Genomic DNA, 21,614 nt, shown 5'->3' with positions numbered 1-21,614 from the left:
TAATGAATGACTGTCGCCGGCGCCGGCTGTTCGGCACCGCAGGTCGGCGGGCATGAGGCCGATCAGGCCATGCCAAACACCTTGAGCACGAAGGCGTACTCCAATGCCACGTCCTTGAGCGCCTGGTAGCGACCGCTCATGCCACCGTGTCCCGCGCCGAACTCGGTCTTGAGCAGCAGCAGATTGTCGTCGGTGCGGGTGGCGCGCAGCTTGGCGACCCATTTGGCCGCTTCCCAGTACTGCACACGACTGTCGTTGTAGCCGGCCACTGCGAGCAGCGCGGGGTAGGCCTGGGCGCGGATGTTTTCGTAGGGCGCGTAGGCCTTGATCCGCTCATGCACCTCCGGCTGATTCGGATCGCCCCATTCGTCGTACTCGGTCACGGTCAGCGGCAGGTCGGCGTTGAGCATGGTGTTCAGTACATCGACGAAGGGCACCTCGGCGACGGCCGCGCCGAACAGCTCCGGGCGCATGTTCAGCACCGCGCCGATCAGCAGGCCGCCGGCGCTGCCGCCGCTGATGGCCAGGCGCGGCGAGGTGGTGTAGCCGTCGGCCAGCAGCTGCTCGGCGCAGGCGATGAAGTCGCTGAAGGTGTTCGGCTTGTGTTCCAGCTTGCCGGCGCGATACCAGGCTTCGCCGAGATCGCCACCGCCACGCACATGGGCGATGGCGAAGACGAAACCGCGGTCGAGCAGCGACAGGCGCGCATGGGAGAACCACGGATCGAGGCTGTGGCCGTAGGCGCCGTAACCGTAAAGATAAAGCGGTGCCGGCTTGCCAAAGCTGTCACGCCGGCCGACCAGGCTGATGGGGATCTGCGTGCCGTCCTGCGCGGTGGCCCAGATGCGGCGACTTTCATAGGCGTCCGCATCGAAGGGGCCTTCCACCGGGGTTTCCTTGAGCACTTCCTGCGCACCGTCGGCCAGCGTCAGCTGACGGATTTGTGCCGGGCGGTTGAGCGCTTCATAGCGCAGGCGGATCACCGTGCTGGTGAACTCCAGCGAATTCTGTACGTGCAGGCTGTAGGCCGCATCGGGCAGCTGCAGACGATAGGGCTGCACGCCCTGCGGCCGCACCTCGATCACCGGCAGGCCGCTTTCGCGCAGGGTCAGGGTGATCGCCTCGGCGTTCAGGCTGACCTCTTCCAGCATTACCGCTTCGTCATGCGGGACCAGCTCCTGCCAGTGCTCGCGGCCCGGCTGGGCCTCGCTGGCGTGATAGAGGGCGAAATTGATGCCCGCCTGGTTGCTGCGGATTAGCCAGCCCCATTGGCCTTCGTGGAGGCCATGATCGGGAAAGTACTCGTGGTCTTCCTGGCGTGGCGCTAAGCACGTCCATTGACCTTCCGGCTCGTCTGCCGAGAGCACCCAGGCTTCGCTGGTGGTCTTGCTGTGGGAGAGGATGACCAGCTGCCGCTCGGAGCTGGCGCGATAGCAGTGCACGAAGAAGCGTCCATCCGGATCGTGATAAACCTCGCTGCTGCCGGTTTCTCCGAGGCGATGGCGGTGGATCTTGTGCGGGCGGTGGGTGTCGTCCAGTTCACCGTAGAACAGCGTCTGGCTGTCGTTGGCCCAGGTCATGCTGCCGTCGCAGTCATCGAAGGGCAGGGCGGTCACGTCGCCACTGGCCAGGTCCTTGACGAACAGGCGGTAGATCTCATCGCCTTCGCGGTCCAGGCTGTAGGCGAGCTTGGCGTGGTCCTGGCTGATGCTGAAGGCGCCGAGCGAAAGGAAACCGCCTTCGGCCAGCTCGTTGGGGTCGAGCAGCAGTTGTTCGGCGTTCTCATTTACGGTGAGCGAACCGTCCAGCGGGCGCGGGCAGCGATAGTGCCGCGGGTACTCGTCGCCAGCGGTGGTGCGCTGGTAATACAGCCATGGTCCCCAAGGCGACGGCAGGGAAAGGTCGGTTTCGCGGATGCGGCCCTTGATTTCCTGGAACAGCGTCTCGCGCAGTGCGGCCTGGTCGGCGAGCTGTTCCTCGAGGTAGGCATTCTCTGCCTTGAGGTACGCCAGCACATCATCGGCGTCGCGATTCTCCAGCCAGCGATAGGGATCGGTGCCGGTGTCGGCGCGGGCGATGGGGGCGTTGGACATGCAGTAACTCCGGATTCGTTTCGCGGCCTGGGAGGGCCGGTGGTGGCATAGAGCGAGATGCGCCAGTGTACCTGCTCGGCTAGGTCTAGGATTGACTCGGTGGGTACGGTGCGGTTTCAGCCGTTCGGTCAGCCCGAGGTGGCGATCATCGATGTAGTGAATGCGCCAGGATGGCTGCGGTCGATGATGACCCGGCGGTCGTGAAATGTTCGCTTGCAGGTGGCTTTCGGTTAGGCAAACCAGCTGATTGACAATGCGGAGCTTTTCCCCGAAGGTGTGCCGACCCAAATCAAACGGGCGTATGAATCGAGCGTTTGCCAGAGCAGGCGCCGGTCACCCGGATTATCGTGTCGGTGGGTGTCGTTCGCCGCAAGGCGCGGCCGAGTAGGGCCGAAGACGTGAGACACGTAACGTTCAGCTTCCATACCTGGAGATCAGTTGATGATTTACGAAGGTAAAGCCATCACGGTTAAGGCTCTTGAGAGCGGCATCGTCGAATTGAATTTCGACCTCAAGGGTGAGTCCGTCAACAAGTTCAATCGCCTCACTCTCAACGATCTGCGCCAGGCCGTCGATGCCATCAAGGCTGACGCGTCGGTGAAAGGCGTCATCGTTACCAGCGGCAAAGACGTATTCATCGTCGGCGCCGACATCACCGAATTCGTCGACAACTTCAAGATGGCCGACGAAGAACTGGTCGCCGGCAACCTCGAAGCGAACAAGATCTTCAGCGATTTCGAAGACCTGGGCGTGCCCACCGTGGCCGCCATCAACGGCATCGCCCTGGGTGGCGGTTTCGAGATGTGCATGGCTGCCGACTACCGCGTCATGTCCACCACCGCCAAGGTTGGTCTGCCGGAAGTGAAGCTGGGCATCTACCCGGGCTTCGGCGGCACCGTGCGCCTGCCGCGTCTGATCGGTGTCGATAACGCTGTCGAGTGGATCGCCTCCGGCAAGGAAAACCGCGCCGAAGACGCGCTCAAGGTTCATGCAGTCGATGCCGTGGTCGCCCCGGACAAACTGCAGGCCGCTGCACTGGATCTGGTCAAGCGCGCCATTTCCGGCGAGCTGGACTACAAGGCCAAGCGTCAGCCGAAGCTGGACAAGCTCAAGCTCAACGCCATCGAGCAGATGATGGCCTTCGAAACCAGCAAGGCCTTCGTGGCTGGCCAGGCCGGCCCGAACTATCCGGCCCCGGTCGAAGCCATCAAGACCATCCAGAAAGCCGCCAACTTCACCCGTGACAAGGCCATCGAAGTCGAGGCCGCCGGCTTCGTCAAGCTGGCCAAGACCTCGGTTGCACAGAGCCTGGTCGGTCTGTTCCTCAGCGATCAGGAACTGAAGAAGAAAGCCAAGGCCTACGACAAGCAGGCGCGTGACGTGAAACTGGCTGCCGTACTCGGCGCCGGCATCATGGGTGGCGGCATCGCCTACCAGTCGGCCGTCAAGGGCACGCCGATCCTGATGAAGGATATCCGCGAAGAGGGTATCCAGATGGGTCTGGACGAGGCCTCCAAGCTGCTCGGCAAGCGTGTCGAGAAAGGCCGTCTGACCGCTGACAAGATGGCGCAGGCGCTCAACGCGATCCGCCCGACCATGTCCTATGGCGATTTCGGCAACGTCGATATCGTCGTCGAAGCCGTGGTCGAGAACCCGAAGGTCAAGCACGCCGTGCTGGCCGAGGTGGAAGGGCACGTTCGCGAAGACGCGATCATCGCCTCCAACACCTCGACGATCTCCATCAACTACCTGGCCCAGGCGCTCAAGCGTCCGGAAAACTTCTGCGGTATGCACTTCTTCAACCCGGTGCACATGATGCCGCTGGTTGAGGTGATCCGTGGCGAGAAGACCAGCGAAGTCGCCATCGCCACCACCGTCGCCTACGCCAAGAAGATGGGCAAGAGCCCGGTCGTGGTCAACGATTGCCCGGGCTTCCTGGTCAACCGCGTGCTGTTCCCGTACTTCGGCGGCTTTGCCCGCGCCATCGCCCACGGTGTCGACTTCGTTCGCGCTGACAAGGTGATGGAGAAGTTCGGCTGGCCGATGGGCCCAGCCTATCTGATGGACGTCGTCGGCATGGACACCGGCCACCACGGCCGTGACGTGATGGCTGAAGGCTTCCCGGATCGTATGAAGGACGACACCCGCACGGCTGTCGACGTCATGTACGAAGCCAATCGCCTCGGCCAGAAGAACGGCAAGGGCTTCTACGCCTACGAGATGGACAAGAAGGGCAAGCCGAAGAAGGTCGTCGATGCCCAGGCCTACGAGCTGCTCAAGCCGATCGTTGCCGAGACTCGCGAGCTGTCCGACGAGGACATCATCAACTACATGATGATCCCTCTGTGCCTGGAAACCGTTCGCTGCCTGGAAGACGGCATCGTCGAGACCGCTGCCGAAGCTGACATGGGCCTGATCTATGGCATTGGCTTCCCACCCTTCCGTGGTGGTGCGCTGCGCTACATCGATTCGATCGGCGTCGCCGAGTTCGTCGCGATGGCCGACAAGTACGCCGACCTGGGCCCGCTGTACCACCCGACTGCGAAGCTGCGTGAGATGGCTGCCAACGGCCAGCGCTTCTACGGTTAATCGAGGGAGAGAGAATTCATGAGCCTGAATCCAAGAGATGCAGTCATCGTCGACTTCGGTCGCACCCCGATGGGGCGCTCCAAGGGCGGCATGCACCGTAATACCCGCGCTGAAACCATGTCCGCACACCTGATCGACGGCGTGCTGGCGCGCAACCCGAAGATCGACCCGGCCGAAGTCGAGGACGTGATCTGGGGCTGCGTGAACCAGACCCTCGAACAGGGCTGGAACATCGCCCGCATGGCATCGCTGATGACGCGTATCCCGCACACCAGCGCCGGCCAGACCGTGAGCCGCCTCTGCGGTTCGTCCATGAGCGCCTTGCACACTGCCGTGCAGGCCATCCAGACCAACAACGGTGACGTGTTCGTCATCGGTGGTGTGGAACACATGGGCCACGTCAGCATGATGCACGGCGTCGACCCGAACCCGCAGCTGTCGCTGTACGCCGCCAAGGCGTCGGGCATGATGGGCCTGACCGCCGAAATGCTAGGCAAGATGCACGGCATCACCCGCGAGCAGCAGGACGCCTTCGGTGAGCGTTCGCACCGTCTGGCGCACAAGGCCACGCTGGAAGGCAACTTCAAGGATGAAATCATCCCGATGGAAGGCTACGACGAGGACGGTTTCCTCAAGGTCTTCGATTACGACGAAACCATCCGTCCGGACACCACCCTGGAAAGCCTGGCTGCACTGAAGCCTGCGTTCAATCCGAAGGGCGGTACCGTGACTGCAGGTACGTCCTCGCAGATCACCGACGGCGCGTCCTGCATGATCGTCATGTCCGCGCAGCGTGCCAAGGACCTCGGCATTCAGCCGCTGGCCGTGGTTCGCGCCATGGCGCTGGCCGGCGTTGACCCGGCAATCATGGGCTACGGCCCGGTGCCGTCCACCCAGAAGGTGCTCAAGCGCGCCGGTCTGACCATGGACGACATCAGCCACGTCGAGCTGAACGAAGCCTTCGCTGCACAGGCGCTGCCGGTGCTCAAGGACCTCAAGCTTCTCGACAAGATGGAAGAGAAGGTCAACCTGCATGGCGGCGCCATCGCCCTGGGTCACCCGTTCGGTTGCTCCGGTGCGCGCATCTCCGGCACCCTGCTGAACGTGATGAAGCAGAACAACGGTACGATTGGGGTCGCCACCATGTGTATCGGTCTGGGCCAGGGGATCAGTACGGTCTTCGAACGCGTCTAACAGACAGATGCAGATGACTGCGCTAGGCTGACAGCCAATCCGCGATTTAGCGGGAATAATTGTCAGTCGGTGCATGGAAGCCGGGGCCTGGTGCCCCGGTTTTTCTTTTCTGTGTTGGTGTGGAGGTAGGCATGCAGCTGCAGCCGGGGCGATATCGTCATTACAAGGGCCCTGAATATCGCGTGTTCGCCATGGCGCGACACTCAGAGACGGAAGAGCCGGTAGTCTTCTATCAGGCGCTGTATGGGGAGCGCGGGCTCTGGATACGCCCGTTGTCGATGTTCACCGAAACGGTGGAGGTTAATGGCGAAACCGTGCCGCGGTTCGCGCTCATCGAAGCCGAGGCGAGCCTTTTTGCCAGCTGAACTGGCATTTGGCCATTTCGCTCGCGCTTGACCTCACGTCCATCGCCACTATATATAGCGGTGCTTTTCAGGCAGAGCTAAACCTCAGCGTCTGGTTCGTGGCATCGAGTCGGTGCTCTGTTTCGCGAACGGCTATGCCGAGCAAGGGCAACTGGTTTGCTTGCCTGCCTCGTTCGCAAAGCGCGCACCAATGTTCACCGATGCCCCACCGACCGAGATTGGTTTGGGCATTCAAACTGCCGGAGGCGCTGCCTCTGTTCACCTCTAGATTCAGGAACTCTCCTCTCCATGGGTAAATCGCTGGTCATCGTGGAATCACCGGCCAAGGCCAAGACAATCAACAAGTATTTGGGCAACCAGTACGTGGTGAAGTCGAGTATCGGCCACATCCGCGACCTTCCCACCAGCGGCTCTGCCAACAAGGAGCCGGTCAAGCGCGGCAAGGCTGCGGCCGCCGAAGCGCCTGTGCTGTCGCCCAAGGAGAAGGCCAAGCGTCAACTGATTACGCGCATGGGTGTCGACCCTGAGCATGGCTGGAAAGCCAAGTACGAGATCCTGCCCGGCAAGGAAAAGGTGATCGAAGAACTGCGCCGTCTGGCCAAGGAAGCCGACACCATCTATCTCGCAACCGACTTGGATAGAGAGGGGGAGGCTATCGCCTGGCACCTGCGCGAGTCGATTGGCGGTGATGACAGCCGCTACAAGCGCGTGGTGTTCAACGAAATCACCAAGAAGGCGATTCAGGAGGCGTTCTCCAAGCCTGGCGATCTCGATCTGAACCGGGTCAACGCGCAGCAGGCACGTCGTTTCCTCGATCGTGTGGTCGGCTACATGGTGTCGCCGCTGCTCTGGGCGAAAATCGCCCGTGGTCTCTCGGCAGGCCGGGTGCAATCGGTAGCGGTGAAGCTGGTGGTCGAGCGCGAGCGCGAGATCCGTGCCTTCGTCCCGGAAGAATACTGGGAAGTGCATGCGGACCTGGCGAGCGCCCAGCAGGCCAAGGTGCGCTTCGAGGTCGCCCGCGAAAACGGTGAGGCCTTCAAACCGCTGAACGAGGCGCAGGCGAATGCCGCACTCGAGAAGCTCAAGGGCGCCAAGTACAGCGTCAGCAAGCGTGAGGACAAGCCGACCAGCAGCAAGCCGTCGGCACCTTTCATCACTTCGACCCTGCAGCAGGCGGCGAGCAATCGCCTCGGCTTCGGCGTGAAGAAGACCATGATGATGGCCCAGCGGCTCTACGAGGCCGGCTACATCACCTACATGCGTACCGACTCTACCAACCTGTCGGCCGACGCCATCGGCATGGTGCGTGGCTTCATCGAAGGCGAGTTCGGCGACAAATACCTGCCGGAAAAGCCCAACGTCTATTCGAGCAAGGAGGGCGCCCAGGAGGCGCACGAGGCAATCCGCCCGTCCGACGTCAACCTGCGCCCCACTCAGCTGTCAGGCATGGAGCGCGATGCCGAGCGCCTGTACGAGCTGATCTGGCGTCAGTTCGTCGCCTGCCAGATGCCGCCGGCGCAGTACCTTTCCACCAGTGTTACGGTGGCTGCCGGTGATTTCGAGCTGCGCGCCAAGGGCCGCATCCTCAAGTTCGACGGTTACACCAAGGTCATGCCGCAGCAGAGCAAGGCCGGTGAGGATGACGTGCTGCCGGAAATGAACAAGGGCGACGACATGAAGCTGCTCAAGCTCGACCCGAGCCAGCACTTCACCAAGCCGCCGGCGCGCTATTCCGAAGCCAGTCTGGTCAAGGAGATGGAGAAGCGTGGCATTGGCCGGCCATCGACCTATGCGGCGATCATTTCGACCATTCAGGATCGTGGTTACGTCTCGCTGCACAACCGCCGTTTCTACTCGGAGAAGATGGGCGACATCGTCACCGAGCGCCTGTCCGAGAGCTTCAACAACCTCATGGACTACGGCTTCACCGCAGGCATGGAAGAGCATCTGGACGACGTCGCCCAGGGCGAGCGCGACTGGAAACACGTGCTGGACGAGTTCTACGGTGACTTCCGCAAGAAGCTCGAGGTCGCCGAAGCCAGCGAGAATGGCATGCGCGCCAACCAGCCGACCCTGACCGATATCCCGTGCAAGGTTTGCGGCCGGCCAATGATGATCCGTACTGCCTCGACCGGCGTGTTCCTTGGTTGCTCCGGCTACAGCCTGCCGCCGAAGGAGCGCTGCAAGTCCACCGTAAACCTGGTTCCGGGTGACGAGATCGCAGCCGATGACGAGGGTGAGTCCGAATCCCGCGTGCTGTTGGGCAAGCACCGCTGCCCGATCTGTAGCACCGCGATGGATGCCTACCTGCTCGACGAGACGCAGAAGCTGCATATTTGCGGCAACAACCCCGATTGCTCCGGTTACGAGATCGAGAAGGGCCAGTACCGCATCAAGGGCTATGAAGGCCCGAGCCTGGAATGCGACAAGTGCGGCAGCGAAATGCAGCTCAAGACTGGTCGCTTCGGCAAGTTCTTCGGTTGCACCAACGCCGAGTGCAAGAACACCCGCAAGCTGCTGAAGAATGGCGAAGCCGCGCCACCGAAGATGGATGCGGTGAAGATGCCGGAGCTCAAGTGCGAGAAGGTCGACGACACCTACGTACTGCGCGATGGCGCCTCCGGCCTGTTCCTGGCTGCCAGCCAGTTCCCGAAGAATCGCGAAACCCGCGCGCCGCTGGTGCGTGAGCTGATTCCGCACAAGGACGAGATCGATCCCAAGTACCACTTCCTGCTCGATGCGCCGCAGAAGGATCCGGAAGGCCGCTTCGCGGTCATCCGCTTCAGCCGCAAGACCAAGGAGCAGTACGTGCAGACCGAAGTGGACGGCAAGCCGACCGGCTGGAAGGCGTTCTACGACGGCGGCAAGTGGAAGGTCGAAGACAAGCGCTGATTTCGTTGCGGTCGACCGGTCGACCGGTCAGCGTGTCGGCCGGACCGAGCGCTTTCCTCGGATCGGCTGACGCTTCGTCAGCCGATCTGGTGCGGCAACCTGTGAAGGTCCATTCTCTGTTCATCTTCTTTCGGAGAGCATGCCATGGCTCACGAGCTCTACACGCGCACCAACCAGAAGATCTTCTTCGCCGGTTTGTCACTGGAAAGCTGGCGCAAGGCCGAAGAATCGGCCTCGATGAATTCTCAAGGCTTGATTCAGGCTGAGCGCGAGGCTTGCCTGTTCCACCTTTACGGCGCCTTGCTTGGTCTGTGCCATGAGATCGCCGGTTACTATCGGTCGCCTGGTGCGGATGCGCCGGTAGTCGAGGCATTTCTGACGCGCAGCGTGCTCGAGGCTGCGCCGAGCCCGGAACTTGCCGAATTGCTGGAATTGTCGGAGCAGCCAAGCACCTGGCTCGGACAGTTGCTTACTGCCTACAAGCAGCTCTTCCAGCCGCCACGCGCTCCTGCCAAGGCCAAGACCGATCCGCGGCAGCCGCTGATCGAGGCAGTCAGTGTCGAGGATGAAGTGCCGCCACTGTCGCGCGTCGAGCTGGAAGCCTGGCGACAGAACCTCAAAGGCCTGGCGTTACGTTTTCGTGAGTCGCTCACCGAGTGGTGACAGCAGTGCCGCAGTATCAGCTGCGGTGCCTGATGCTCAGAACCATGGCGATGCCGCCGAGAATCGCCGCGCCTGAGATGATCAGCGTTGCCGTCAGCGCTTCACCCAGCAGTACAGCCCCGGCGACGGCGGTGAGCAGCGGAACGCTGAGCTGCACGCTCGCCGCCTGTATAGCCGCCAGGCCGGGAAGAGCTGCGTACCAGATGGCGTAGCCGATTCCCGAGGCCAGCGCCCCGGAAAGCAACGCATAGACGACCCCGGGTGCGTCCCATTGCTGCTGGCCAAGCATCACCAGAGAAAGCACTGCGGCGAATGGCACGGCCTTGATGAAATTGCCTGCGGTTGCTGCCAGAGGATTGCTCGCGCCCCGTCCGCGCAACGAATAGATGCCCCAGGCGACACCGGACAGCAGCATGAGCAGTGCGCCATCCAATGCCGGTGCACGGCTTCCCGGCAGCAGCAGGATCAGCAGTCCACTCATCGCCAGCAGCAAACCGGCAATCTGTCCGGCGCTGAAGCGTTCGCCGCGCAGCACGCCCCAGGCAAGCATGCTCAACTGCACTGCGCCAAACAGCAGCAGGGCGCCGGCTCCGGCATCCAGGTTGATATAAGCGTAGGAAAAGCTGGCGGCGTAGACGAACAGCGCCAGCGCGCTTAGCCAGTCACCGCCGGTTGAGCGTCGATCCCGACTTAGGCGCAACAGCAGCCACAGCGTGAGCGCACCGGCGAGGATACGCAGCCCTGTGAAACTGGCCGGGTCGATAGTGGTATCGCGCAAGGCGATACGGCACAGGATCGAATTGCCGGCGAACGCCAGCATGGCCAGAGCGGTTAGCAGCAAGGTGCGGGGGCGCATGCGCAATCCTTATCGCGGTAGGGGTGTCCGCGTTTTTTCAGCGCATGCTACGTGGCGATTCCCACGGGCGCATCGTTTTCTTGCTTAGCCAGCGCTCGTAACCCTCTGGCAGCCACGCTGCAGATCCTGCCGGGGCAGGCAAAGGCTGTCCTGAGGACGGTCGGCTGGTACAATGCCCGCCTTTCACGCGGAGCTGATCAATGCCTACATCTTTTCTGGAAATCGTCGAGCTACCTGACGGGCGCATCGTGCTCCGTCGTGCCGAGGACGAAGAGGTGTTGGTCACGCTGGATTTTTCCGACGACGCCAAGCTGTTCCTGCAGGGCCAGCACGTCGAGATCGCCAAGGCGATGTTCAACGTCGGCGTTCAGATGGCCGGGCGCATGTCGGAAGGGGATTTCGAGCGTGACGATGATGAGCCACGTGTTCTGCACTGACCGCGCTGTTGCGTGAACGCAGTAATTTCCGGATTACATCCGTGACCTAGCAGCACTTCCCTGTGCCCGCTTGCTCAATATCCCAGACGAATATTCAGGCTCTGAGCTTCGCCAAGGCTTGCCGCGGCACGGAGTTTGTCGCGCGTTGCGCCCTCGAGCTGGCCAAACCAGCTGATCACGGTATGGCTACAACCTGAGGCCAGCGCTTTGCAGGCGAGCTCCAGCGCACCTTCGGCGTCGCGGGGTTGCAGCAGGATGATGCGTTCTCGATTCAGGCCGCATTTGCGCAGCCAGTTCTGCGAGAGGAAAGCAGGGGGGGCGATCAGTGTCAGCCAGCGGCTGTCAGCGGCATCACCGAGTTCGCGCAGGATTGGGGCGAGCAGCAGGTGGCAGTGTTCACTGCTGCCGCTCAGGCTCAACTCGCTCAGATACTCCTTGTCCTGCTCGGGTTTGTTGCGCACTTTCAGGCTGCCAAACGGTGCCAGGCTCTGCGCAATGACGCTGTCGAACAACGAAAGTTGGGGCCGGGAAGTGCTGGTCTGGTACTGCATAAACCTTCTCCTTAGCGGCGGATGACGCCGACACTCAAGCCTTCTATCACCAGTTCCTGCTGTTCGAGGTCGACCTCGATGGGCGCGAACTCGGGGTTTTCAGCCAACAGCCAAACCTTCTTGCCGTCACGCTTGAAACGCTTCACCGTGACTTCGTCACCGACGCGGGCGACTACGATCTGTCCATTGCGCGCCTCGCGGGTGGTGTGCACGGCCAGCAGGTCGCCATCGAAAATGCCGACGTCCTTCATGCTCATGCCGTGGACACGGAGCAGATAATCGGCGCGTGGATGGAAAAAAGCCGGGCTGATCTGGCAGGATTCCTCGACATGTTGCTGCGCCAGAATCGGCGCGCCGGCAGCGACGCGGCCGATGATCGGCAAGCCATTTTCGGACGCGGCGGGTTCGAAGTCCGGAATACGTATCCCGCGGGACGCGCCGGGCGTCATCTCGATAGCACCTTTGCGGGCAAGTGCCTTGAGATGTTCTTCGGCAGCGTTGGGCGACTTGAAGCCGAGCTCATGAGCGATCTCCGCACGGGTAGGCGGATAACCGTTGTCTTCCAGGCAACGCTTGATGAACGCAAGGATTTCCGTCTGGCGAGGCGTCAGCTTGATCATGTCGGTCTCTGTTCTTTTATACAGTGACTGGGATTATATACAGTGATCCGGCCTTGGCAACGAATGATTCTGGAATGGCTGCTGCTCAGTTTCGCCAGCCACGGGCGGCGTCTGCGACAATGACGCTAGTGCCGCAAGGCGTTTCGTGGTTGACTTGCCGGTCGGTGAAACGTAAGTTTCAAACAGTTGTTTGTCTTTCGGAGGGGGCATGGCGCAGTCGGAAACAGTTGAGCGCATTCTTGATGCAGCGGAACAGCTGTTCGCGGAAAAAGGCTTCGCCGAAACCTCGCTTCGTCTGATCACCAGCAAGGCTGGGGTCAATCTGGCAGCGGTGAACTACCACTTCGGCTCGAAGAAGGCGCTGATCCAGGCGGTTTTCTCGCGGTTCCTCGGACCATTCTGCGCAAGTCTCGAGCGTGAGCTGGATCGCCGCGAGGCGCTGACCTACAAGAAGGATTCGCTGGAAGAGCTGCTGGAGATCCTTGTCGAGCAGGCCTTGGCAGTCAAGCCGCGCAGTGGCGACGATCTGTCCATCTTCATGCGCTTGTTGGGCTTGTCCTTCAGTCAGAGTCAGGGTCACCTGCGGCGTTATCTTGAGGACATGTACGGCAAGGTATTTCGTCGTTACATGCTCAAGGTGCACGACGCGGCGCCGGCCATACCGCCCATCGAGCTGTTCTGGCGCGTGCACTTCATGCTCGGTGCAGCGGCGTTCAGCATGTCGGGCATCAAGGCCCTGCGCGCAATTTCCGAGAATGATTTCGGTGTCAGGACTTCGATCGAACAGGTGATGCGCATGATGGTGCCTTTCCTGGCAGCTGGCATGCGTGCCGACAGTGGCATCGACGACAGCACGCTTGCAGCAGCGCAGCCGATCGCGCGGCGTAACGCAGTGGCGATCCCGGCGAAGGCTTGAGCTGCAAGCCTGCTGGGCGATCGGCTAAGCTAGCCGCCATGACATTTCTCGATTTTCTGCATATTTCCATCGCCGATCAGCTGCTTTACGGTTTCGCTGGCGGACGGCTATGTCTGCGTTTCCCGGTTTCCACGGCGCTTAACGGTGCTGGCGAGCTGAACGGTTCTGGCTGTACGCCGCGAGGGTTGCACCAGGTGCGCGCACGCATTGGCGACGACCTGCCGGCGGGAGCGGTTTTACGAGGGCGACGCTGGACTGGCGAGGTATGGTCGGCGGAGCTTCACGAGGAGTTCCCTGGGCGTGACTGGATTCTGACCCGCATCCTCTGGCTTAGTGGTTGCGAGCGGGGCGTCAATCGGATGGGGCAGGTCGATACGTTTCGCCGCTACATCTACATTCACGGCACTCCTGATTCCGAGCCGATGGGTGTACCGCTTTCTCATGGCTGCATTCGCATGCGCAACGCCGATCTACTCCGACTTTTTCCATTGGTGCCGCCTCATTGTCCGGTGCGCATCGACGAGGCGCCCTGTCCGAACTGGGCCGCCGCTGAACTCGAATAAGGATTTCTTCTACATATGCACGGTTCACTGATGCTGGACATCGCCGGTGCCTGGCTGACGGCCGAGGACCGGCACCTGTTGCGTCAACCGGAGGTCGGCGGGCTCATTCTGTTTGCCCGCAACATCGAGCACCCGCGTCAGGTCGACGAGCTGTGCCGCTCGATTCGTGCCGTGCGCCCGGATCTGCTGTTGGCAGTGGATCAGGAGGGTGGCCGTGTTCAGCGGCTGCGCCAGGGATTCGTCAAGCTGCCGGCGATGCGAGAGCTATCGCGCTGCGCCGATGCGCCACGGCTGGCCGAGGCCTGCGGTTGGGTCATGGCAACCGAGGTGCTCGCGGTTGGTCTGGACTTCAGCTTCGCGCCGGTGCTGGATCTTGATCATCAGCGCAGTGCAGTGGTTGGCACTCGTGCGTTCGCGGGGGATCCGCAGGCTGCCGTTGTGCTGATCGATGCCTTCGTTCGCGGCATGCATGCAGCTGGCATGGCGGCGACCGGCAAGCACTTCCCCGGCCATGGCTGGGCCGAAGCGGACTCTCATGTTGCCATTCCCGTCGATGAGCGAAGCCTCGATGAATTGCGCGGCTGTGATCTGATTCCCTTCCAGGCGCTGAGCGGAACGCTCGATGCGATCATGCCGGCTCATGTGATCTATCCTCAGGTCGACGACCAGCCTGCAGGCTTTTCGCGCCACTGGCTGCAAGACATCCTGCGCGGTGAGTTCGGCTTCAAGGGCGTGATCTTCAGCGACGACCTTTCGATGGCTGGTGCGCATGTGGTCGGCGATGCGGCTGACCGGATCCAGGCCGCGATGATGGCGGGCTGTGACATGGGGCTGGTATGTAATGATCGTGCTGCTGCAGAGCTGGCCTTGGCGGCGTTGCAGCGCATGCGGGTTACGCCGTCGCCTGTGCTTGCGCGCATGCGCAGGCGCACAGGATGTGCGGCGGAGTACAAGCAGAACCCCCGCTGGCTGGACGCCATTGGCGCGCTGAAGGCCGCCGACCTGATCGGCTGACCTCTCTTCTTTCAAGGAATACCCATGACTGTCTACGCGATCATCGGCGGCACCGGCCTGACTCAGCTGACCGGCTTCAAGTTGCACCGTGCTCAGCTCATCGATACGCCTTACGGGCGTCCTTCCGGTGAGGTCTTGCGGGGCGAATATGGCGACCGCGAGGTGCTCTTTCTTGCCAGGCATGGTCATCCGCACCGGATTCCACCGCATCAGGTGAATTATCGCGCCAACCTGTGGGCTTTGAAGCAAGCGGGCGCCGAAGCGATTCTTGCGGTGAATGCGGTCGGCGGTATCCATTCGGCGATGGGCTCTGGGCATTTCTGCGTGCCCCATCAGATCATCGATTACACCTATGGTCGTGAGCACACGTTCTTCGAAGGCGAGATCGACCATGTGACCCATATCGACTTCAGCTATCCATACGACGAGGCCTTGCGTGCACTCCTGATCGGCGCACTGGCCGCGGAGGGTTACGCGTTCAGCAGCCATGGGGTGTACGGCTGCACGCAGGGTCCGCGGCTGGAGACGGCCGCCGAGATCGCGCGCATGGAGCGGGATGGCTGCGACATCGTCGGTATGACCGGTATGCCCGAGGCGGCCTTGGCCCGCGAACTGGACCTGGCATACGCCTGTCTGTCTCTGGTGGTCAACCCGGCAGCCGGCAAGGCGAGCGGCGTGATCACCATGGCGGAAATCGAGACGGCGCTTTCCGCCGGGATAGGCAAAGCGCGCCAGGTGCTCGCCCGAGTGCTAGCGGAGTGATGAGTCGCTTCGCTGTGTTATCGAGGCGGTACACATTCCTGAAGCGTGCTTGTCATATTGCGGCCTGAGACTGGTATTTTTGCGGCGGCACCCCATTGCGGCAAGCATGCTGCTTGCTACACTTGGGCGTCCTTTGGAGTACCGGAATGTTTTGCCAGGCACACACAATAAGAATTCTTAAAATAGTCGTGATGCTGAGCTTGCTTGGCGGCATGGCCGGATGCTCGACCTGGTTCTCGGGCAATTTCAAGGACCCTACGGTCAACCTCACCAAAGTCGATATCGTCAAGGCTAGGCTGCTGGAACAGCAGTTCATGCTGCGCTTTCGCATCGACAACCCCAACGATCACAGCCTGCCGGTGCGCGGGCTGATCTATACCGTTCATCTAAACGATGTTGAGTTGGCGAGCGGCGAGTCCAGTGGCTGGCTGACCGTCCCTGCCAACAGTTTCGAGTATTACGAGGTGCCCGTTCACACCAACCTGTGGCGGCACATGAAGTACATCGTGCGACTGCTGGAGAAGCCGGACCGTCCGATCAGCTATCGGCTGAAAGGTGAGCTGAAGACCGGCCTGATGGCAGGGCGGCGCGTGCACATTTCCACGGATGGCGAGATAATCCCGGGCAAATTTATTCCGGAGTAGTACCCAGATGAGTCAAGAGCCGCATGTGCATGGTCCCGACTGCAACCACGATCACGACCATGACCATCACCATGTCCACGGGCCGCATTGCAATCACAGCCACGAGCCCGTGCGCAATCCGCTGAAGGATGTCGGTCGCAACGACCCCTGTCCCTGCGGCAGTCAGAAAAAGTACAAGAAATGTCACGGCGCCTGAGCACCCCATGACTTTGGCCCTCGGTCTGTTCGTCGTAGCCGCGTTGCTGATCGTGGCGCTGGGCGGCTATGCGCTCTATCTCTGGCGTCGCGTCTGGCGCAACGAACGGCTGCAGGTCGAGGCGCGAGCCAAGCAACAGACCGCGCTGGCGGAGGATCTGCGGATTCTCGCCAGCTGCCTGCTGGATGGTCAGTTGCCGCTCATCGAGGGTGCCATCCGCATCAAGGTGCTGCTAGATAATTATGACGTGGCGTTGGGTCAGCATCCTCGTTGCCAGGTCTTCCAGCAGCTCTTCGAGGCGACCGAACAGGTGCCTACCCACGCTGCCTGGAAGGCGTTGGACAAGCACGAGCGGCGGCGTCACGAAGCACAGTTCAGCGCCTTGGAATTGCAACATAAGGCTGAAGCACGGCGGTCGGCACGTTGGCTGCTCGACGAAGCTCTGCCAAAATCGCGCAACGCGGCCTGATCGCCCCGATCTTCTTCGCTGCCCGCCCTCTAAGCTGTTAGCACCTCTTTCCTCTTTGCAAGCCCGCACAGGAGTCTTCGATGTCTCTGCGTCTGCCGTTCGCCCTGGTTCGCCTGACGCTGGGGGCCGCGCTAGGTCTGGCCGGCCTCGGCGGTTGTCAGGCCTATCTCGATAACCGCTACAGCGCCAGTCTGCCGCCGGCACAGGGCATTCAACCGCTGACCGGGCTGGCAGGCAGTGCGAGCATCCGGCGCAATTCGCTGGGCATGCCGCTGATTGAAACCTCGTCCTTTCACGATGCGCTGTTCGCCATGGGTTACGTGCACGCGACCGACCGCCTGAGCCAGATGGTCAGCCTGCGGTTGATGGCGCAGGGTCGACTGGCGGAAATGGTCGGCCCCGGTGTGCTGGAAACCGACCGGTTCATGCGTGCAGTGAATCTGCGGCAGAACGCTGAGCTGCTCTATCGCGAATCCTCGCCGAGGATGAAGAAGTTCTTCGAGGTGTATGCCCGCGGCGTGAACGCCTACCTGTACCGCCATCGTGACAAGCTGCCGATGGACCTCGCCGAGTCCGGCTACAAGCCGGAATACTGGAAGCCAGAAGATTCTGTGCTGGTGTTCTGTCTGCTGAACTTCGGTTTGTCGCAGAACCTGCAGGAAGAGGTGGCAGCCTTGCTACTGGCGCAGAAAGTGGGTAGCGACAAGCTCGCCTGGCTGCTGCCGATCTATCCGGACGAGGCGCTGCCGTTTACCGAAGCCGACAAGCTCAAGGGGCTCGCGCTGAGCGGATCAGTGCCAGGGCTGGCGGCGATCGAGCAGGCAGCGCAACACTTGGCGGCGCTGACTCCGACGGGCATGGCGGCGTCGAACAACTGGGCCATTGCCGGCAGTAACGCCCGAAGTGGCAAGCCAATCCTGGCCAATGACACACACTTGCCGCTGTCGATGCCGTCATATTGGAATTTCATGCAGATACGCGCACCGAAGTTCCAGGCGGCCGGCGTCACCATCGCCGGTGTGCCTGCGGTCGTGGCCGGTTTCAATGGCAAGCTCGGCTGGGGCATGACCATGGTCATGGGCGACAACCAGGACCTGTATCTCGAGCAGGTACGCCGCGAAGGCTCGCGCCTGATGTATCTGGCCGACGGTAAATGGCTGCCGGCCCGCGAACGCCACGAGACCTACTTCGTCAAAGGCGAGCGGCCGATTCGCGAGACCATCTACGAAACCCGTAATGGGCCGCTACTGAATACGGCGCTGGGCGAGCGCAAGCATCCCTTGCAGCCGCTGCAAGTCCGCAGCGGTTACGGCCTGGCGCTGAAAACCACGCAGCTGGAGGCTGATCGCACCCTGGATGCGTTCTTCGATCTGTCCCGCGCGCAATCGGTGGATCAGGCTTTCGAGGCGTCCCGCGAGATTCGCGCAGCCGCACTGAATCTGGTCTTCGCCGATCAGCAGGGAATCGGCTGGCAGGTCACCGGACGGTTCCCCAATCGCCGCGAGGGTCTGGGGCTGGTGCCGTCGCCGGGTTGGGATGGCCGCTACGAATGGGACGGCTACGCCGATCCGATGCTGCACCCCTATGACCAGGATCCGTTCCAGGGATGGCTCGGCACCGCCAATCATCGCAGCGTGCCGCGTGGCTACGGGATGCAGCTGTCCAGCTCCTGGTATGGCCCTGAGCGCTACGAGCGGCTCGCAGAGCTGGCGGGACGCGGCAAGCACGACACGCGCAGCACCATTGCGATGCAGTACGACCAGGTGACGCCGTTCGCTGCCAAGCTCAGGGCAATGTTCGAGGCGCCGGGTATGGCCGCACCGTTGCGCCAGGCGATCGATGCGCTGCCGGCCAGTGAGCGAAGCAAGGCGCGTGAAGCATTGGATCGGTTGCTGGCCTTCGATGGCAAGCTCGCTGCGGATTCGGCCAACGCCGCGCTGTATGGTGCATTCCTGCAGGAAAGCGCGCGGCAGATCTTCCTTGACGAGCTAGGCCCGGAGGACACGCCGGCCTGGCGCGCGCTGGTGCAGGCGGCCAACACCTCCTATTCGGCCCAGGCGGATCATCTGCTCGGCCGCGAAGACAGTCCGTTCTGGAACGACCAGCGTACGGCGCAAACCGAGGACAAGCCGGCGATTCTGGCGCGCAGTCTTGCTGGTGCGGTGAGCCTGCTGGAAAGCCGCCTGGGCAACGAGCGCAGTGCGTGGCAGTGGGGCAAACTGCACACCGCCAGTTGGACCTCTGGCGCAACGCAACTGGCGCCGCATATGCCGGCCAGCCAGCGGAGCAAGATCAACGCCATCGGTAGCTACCTCGACCGCGGCCCCTATGCCATGAGCGGCGATCACAGTACGCTGAATGCCTCGGCCTACAGCATGGGGGCGAACTTCGATACCTGGCTGATCCCGGCGATGCGCATCATTGTCGACTTCGGTCGCGACGAGCCGATGATCGGCCTCAATAGTTCCGGTCAGTCCGGCAACCCGGCCAGCCCGCACTATGCCGACGGTATCGATGCGTGGATGAAGGCGCAGTACATGAGCTTCCCGTTCAAGACGGAGAATCTCGACAAGGTCTACGGCACGCAGCGCCTGCTGCTGACGCCTGCTGGCAAGTAACGGGGCGCCGCGCCGGCACTAGGCCGGTTGCGGCGCTGCTGGCGCTACTTCGAGAACGTGGATCATGTCCGGAGTCGGGTAGTGCCAGCGCACGTCCACATCCCAGAACTGCGCGCCGTAACGCCGCTCCGGTTCGGGCTTCTGATAGGCCGGGCGCGGGTCCTGCGCCAGGCACTGTTCGATGAGTTCGACCAAGGGCTCGCCCAGGCGCAGTGCTTCGCGGCGGGCTTGCAGCAACCCCGATTCCGACCATTGCACCTCGATCAACTCTGGCGCGTCGGCGGCCATGTCGTTGCGTGCGTCAGGCAGCGCATCGGCGTAGGGCACGTAGGGTTTGATGTCCAGCACCGGCGTGCCGTCCAGCAGATCGATGCCGGAGATGAACAGCCGATCCGCTTCGACGCGATCCAGTCTGACCACCGATTGACCGATACCGTTGGGGCGGTGCGTGGCACGGGTGGCGAACACGCCGACCATGCGATTGCCGCCCAGACGTGGCGGGCGAACCTTGAGGCGGGGTTTGCTTTCCAGCGCCTGATGGAAGAGAAACAGCAGCCACACATGGCTGACCTGTTCGAGCCCGGCTACTGCATCACCGCTGTCGAACGGCGGCAGCAACTCCAGCACGCCACGTGCGGCTGGCGCCAAGCTCGGTTGGCGTGGGATGGCGAACTTCTCCTTGAAGCAGGAGCGGACGTAGCCGATCGGCGAGACGCTGTGATCCATGAAGGCTGGCCTGGGAAGCAGTCGGGCGGCTGCGCATCTTACCCGCTATGGCCGCCCGTTGCGCTTCCAGCAGGCCGACACGCACATGCATCGCCGGCCCGCCGTTGACGTGTTACAGGCCGAGCAGATTGGCGACGTAATCGGCATCCTTGTCGCCGCGGCCAGATAGATTGACGAGGATATGGCTGTCCTCGCTCAGCGTCGGTGCGGTGCGAATCGCCCATGCCACGGCGTGGGCGCTTTCCAGGGCGGGGATGATGCCTTCCACGCGCGACAGGGTCATAAAGGCCTCGAGGCATTCCTGGTCGGTCGCGGTCTGGTAGTTCACCCGGCCGATGTCCTTCAGGTAGCTGTGCTGTGGGCCGACCCCCGGGTAGTCCAGGCCGGAGGCGATGGAGTGCACTGCCGATGGGTTGCCGTCTGCATCCTCCAGCACGTAGCAGGCCATGCCGTGCAGTTCGCTGGGCTTGCCCTTGGACAGCGTGGCCGAATGGCGACCGGGCTTGTCCAGGCTTTCGCCGGCCGGCTCGATACCAACCAGCTCGACCGCAGCGTCTTCGAGGAAGGCGGTGAACATGCCCATGGCATTGGAGCCGCCACCGACGCAGGCAACCACGTGGTCGGGCAGGCGGCCATGTTTGGCGAGGAACTGCTCACGGGCCTCGGTGCCGATGATCGACTGGAAGTCGCGAACCATCTTCGGGAACGGATGCGGGCCGACTACCGAGCCGATGGCGTAGATGTAGTTGTGCGGATCTTTCAGGTATTCCTCGAAGGCGCTATCTACCGCTTCCTTGAGCGTGGCGGCGCCGCGGGTGACGGCGATCAGCTTGCAGCCGAGGATCTTCATCTTGGTGACGTTGGGATGTTCCTTCTCGATGTCCACCTGGCCCATGTGAATCTCGCAGGGAATACCCACCAGTGCGCACGCGGTGGCCAGCGCGACACCGTGCTGCCCGGCGCCGGTTTCGGCGATCACCTTCTTCTTGCCCATGAATTTGGCCAGCAGGGCCTCGCCCAGGCAGTGATTGATCTTGTGCGCGCCGGTGTGATTCAGGTCTTCGCGCTTCAGATAGATCTGCGCGCCGCCGAGCTGCTCGGACAGGCGCCGCGCATGGAAGATCGGGCTCGGGCGCCCCACGTAGTCGGCGAACAGCGCAGCCAGTTCCTGCTGGAAATCTTCGCGCTGGCGGATCTCTTCGTAGGCCAGGTTGATGTCGTCCATGGCCTGCTTCAGGTGTGGCGGCACCAGCTGGCCGCCATAGGGACCGAAGTATCCGTTGGCATCGGGCATGGCAGTGAAGCGGGGATCGGACGACATGAGTTCATCTCTGCGGGTGAAATGGTAGGGGCGCCTGCTGCGCGGCGGTGATCATAAGTCAGGACAGGGTTGCTGAAAATGCCGCGGCTGGCACCGGCGCAGACCCTCTTGCGAGCCGCCCAGAA

Annotated in this window: 20 protein-coding genes; 14 read left to right on the top strand and 6 right to left on the bottom strand. The window is 62.1% G+C overall.

The features are described 5' to 3' along the window. Positions 1–62: 62 nt before the first annotated feature. The gene (locus PSEST_RS12955) at positions 63–2,093 is read right to left on the bottom strand and encodes a S9 family peptidase (protein ID WP_015277426.1); all 2,031 of its coding nucleotides are present in this window, start codon (positions 2,091–2,093) and stop codon (positions 63–65) included. A gap of 441 nt (positions 2,094–2,534) precedes the next feature. On the opposite strand from PSEST_RS12955, the gene fadB reads away from it, so the two are divergent. The 5 genes from fadB (at position 2,535) to PSEST_RS12930 (ending at position 9,796) form a co-directional block, all read left to right on the top strand. Beyond that, positions 2,535–4,682: a fatty acid oxidation complex subunit alpha FadB gene (gene fadB, locus PSEST_RS12950; protein WP_015277425.1), complete on the top strand. Its 2,148-nt coding sequence runs from the start codon at positions 2,535–2,537 to the stop codon at positions 4,680–4,682. A gap of 18 nt (positions 4,683–4,700) precedes the next feature. Next, complete coding sequence (fadA, locus tag PSEST_RS12945) at positions 4,701–5,876, top strand: acetyl-CoA C-acyltransferase FadA (RefSeq protein WP_015277424.1); 1,176 nt, start codon at positions 4,701–4,703, stop codon at positions 5,874–5,876. A 131-nt stretch (positions 5,877–6,007) separates the two neighbouring features. After that, the gene (locus PSEST_RS12940; RefSeq protein ID WP_015277423.1) at positions 6,008–6,241 is read left to right on the top strand and encodes a DUF1653 domain-containing protein; all 234 of its coding nucleotides are present in this window, start codon (positions 6,008–6,010) and stop codon (positions 6,239–6,241) included. A gap of 288 nt (positions 6,242–6,529) precedes the next feature. Continuing rightward, positions 6,530–9,133, top strand: a complete 2,604-nt coding sequence (gene topA / locus PSEST_RS12935) for a type I DNA topoisomerase (protein ID WP_015277422.1) — start codon at positions 6,530–6,532, stop codon at positions 9,131–9,133. 144 nt (positions 9,134–9,277) lie between these two features. Next, positions 9,278–9,796: a DUF6586 family protein gene (locus PSEST_RS12930; protein WP_015277421.1), complete on the top strand. Its 519-nt coding sequence runs from the start codon at positions 9,278–9,280 to the stop codon at positions 9,794–9,796. Between the two features lie 16 nt (positions 9,797–9,812). Here the strand turns inward: PSEST_RS12930 and PSEST_RS12925 are convergent, their stop codons facing one another. Then, positions 9,813–10,652: a DMT family transporter gene (locus PSEST_RS12925; protein ID WP_015277420.1), complete on the bottom strand. Its 840-nt coding sequence runs from the start codon at positions 10,650–10,652 to the stop codon at positions 9,813–9,815. 200 nt (positions 10,653–10,852) lie between these two features. Here PSEST_RS12925 and PSEST_RS12920 point away from each other — a divergent pair, with 200 nt between their 5' ends. Continuing rightward, positions 10,853–11,089, top strand: coding sequence for a hypothetical protein (locus tag PSEST_RS12920; protein ID WP_003302508.1), 237 nt, complete (start codon positions 10,853–10,855; stop codon positions 11,087–11,089). 74 nt (positions 11,090–11,163) lie between these two features. On the opposite strand, the gene sulA is transcribed toward PSEST_RS12920, so the two are convergent. Next, positions 11,164–11,640, bottom strand: a complete 477-nt coding sequence (gene sulA, locus PSEST_RS12915) for an SOS-induced cell division inhibitor SulA (RefSeq protein WP_015277419.1) — start codon at positions 11,638–11,640, stop codon at positions 11,164–11,166. 11 nt (positions 11,641–11,651) lie between these two features. Further along, entirely contained in the window at positions 11,652–12,260 is a 609-nt protein-coding gene (gene lexA / locus PSEST_RS12910) for a transcriptional repressor LexA (protein ID WP_015277418.1), read from the bottom strand. Between the two features lie 208 nt (positions 12,261–12,468). Between lexA and PSEST_RS12905 the strand changes: the two genes are divergently transcribed. The 8 genes from PSEST_RS12905 (at position 12,469) to PSEST_RS12870 (ending at position 19,442) form a co-directional block, all read left to right on the top strand. After that, positions 12,469–13,176: a TetR/AcrR family transcriptional regulator gene (locus PSEST_RS12905; protein WP_015277417.1), complete on the top strand. Its 708-nt coding sequence runs from the start codon at positions 12,469–12,471 to the stop codon at positions 13,174–13,176. 38 nt (positions 13,177–13,214) lie between these two features. Beyond that, the gene (locus PSEST_RS12900) at positions 13,215–13,739 is read left to right on the top strand and encodes a L,D-transpeptidase (protein WP_015277416.1); all 525 of its coding nucleotides are present in this window, start codon (positions 13,215–13,217) and stop codon (positions 13,737–13,739) included. Between the two features lie 15 nt (positions 13,740–13,754). After that, entirely contained in the window at positions 13,755–14,753 is a 999-nt protein-coding gene (nagZ, locus tag PSEST_RS12895; protein WP_015277415.1) for a beta-N-acetylhexosaminidase, read from the top strand. A 24-nt stretch (positions 14,754–14,777) separates the two neighbouring features. After that, positions 14,778–15,515, top strand: a complete 738-nt coding sequence (locus tag PSEST_RS12890; RefSeq protein ID WP_015277414.1) for an S-methyl-5'-thioinosine phosphorylase — start codon at positions 14,778–14,780, stop codon at positions 15,513–15,515. A gap of 146 nt (positions 15,516–15,661) precedes the next feature. Beyond that, a complete protein-coding gene (locus PSEST_RS12885) occupies positions 15,662–16,159 on the top strand; it encodes an LEA type 2 family protein (RefSeq protein WP_015277413.1) in 498 nt (165 codons plus the stop codon). Positions 16,160–16,166: 7 nt separating this feature from the next. Further along, complete coding sequence (locus PSEST_RS21815) at positions 16,167–16,355, top strand: SEC-C metal-binding domain-containing protein (protein ID WP_015277412.1); 189 nt, start codon at positions 16,167–16,169, stop codon at positions 16,353–16,355. A 7-nt stretch (positions 16,356–16,362) separates the two neighbouring features. After that, the gene (locus tag PSEST_RS12875) at positions 16,363–16,824 is read left to right on the top strand and encodes a DUF2489 domain-containing protein (RefSeq protein ID WP_015277411.1); all 462 of its coding nucleotides are present in this window, start codon (positions 16,363–16,365) and stop codon (positions 16,822–16,824) included. Between the two features lie 80 nt (positions 16,825–16,904). Then, a complete protein-coding gene (locus PSEST_RS12870) occupies positions 16,905–19,442 on the top strand; it encodes a penicillin acylase family protein (protein WP_015277410.1) in 2,538 nt (845 codons plus the stop codon). A gap of 18 nt (positions 19,443–19,460) precedes the next feature. Here the strand turns inward: PSEST_RS12870 and tsaA are convergent, their stop codons facing one another. Next, positions 19,461–20,168 carry a tRNA (N6-threonylcarbamoyladenosine(37)-N6)-methyltransferase TrmO gene (tsaA, locus tag PSEST_RS12865; RefSeq protein ID WP_015277409.1) on the bottom strand — a complete coding sequence of 236 codons (708 nt, stop codon included), beginning with the start codon at positions 20,166–20,168 and terminating at the stop codon, positions 19,461–19,463. 112 nt (positions 20,169–20,280) lie between these two features. Beyond that, complete coding sequence (trpB, locus tag PSEST_RS12860) at positions 20,281–21,489, bottom strand: tryptophan synthase subunit beta (protein WP_015277408.1); 1,209 nt, start codon at positions 21,487–21,489, stop codon at positions 20,281–20,283. Positions 21,490–21,614 lie beyond the last annotated feature (125 nt).

The organism is Stutzerimonas stutzeri RCH2, assembly GCF_000327065.1.
Classification (GTDB): domain Bacteria; phylum Pseudomonadota; class Gammaproteobacteria; order Pseudomonadales; family Pseudomonadaceae; genus Stutzerimonas; species Stutzerimonas stutzeri_AE.
The sequence above is the reverse complement of the archived record's forward strand: the minus strand, read 5'-3'. Positions and strand labels throughout refer to the sequence as shown.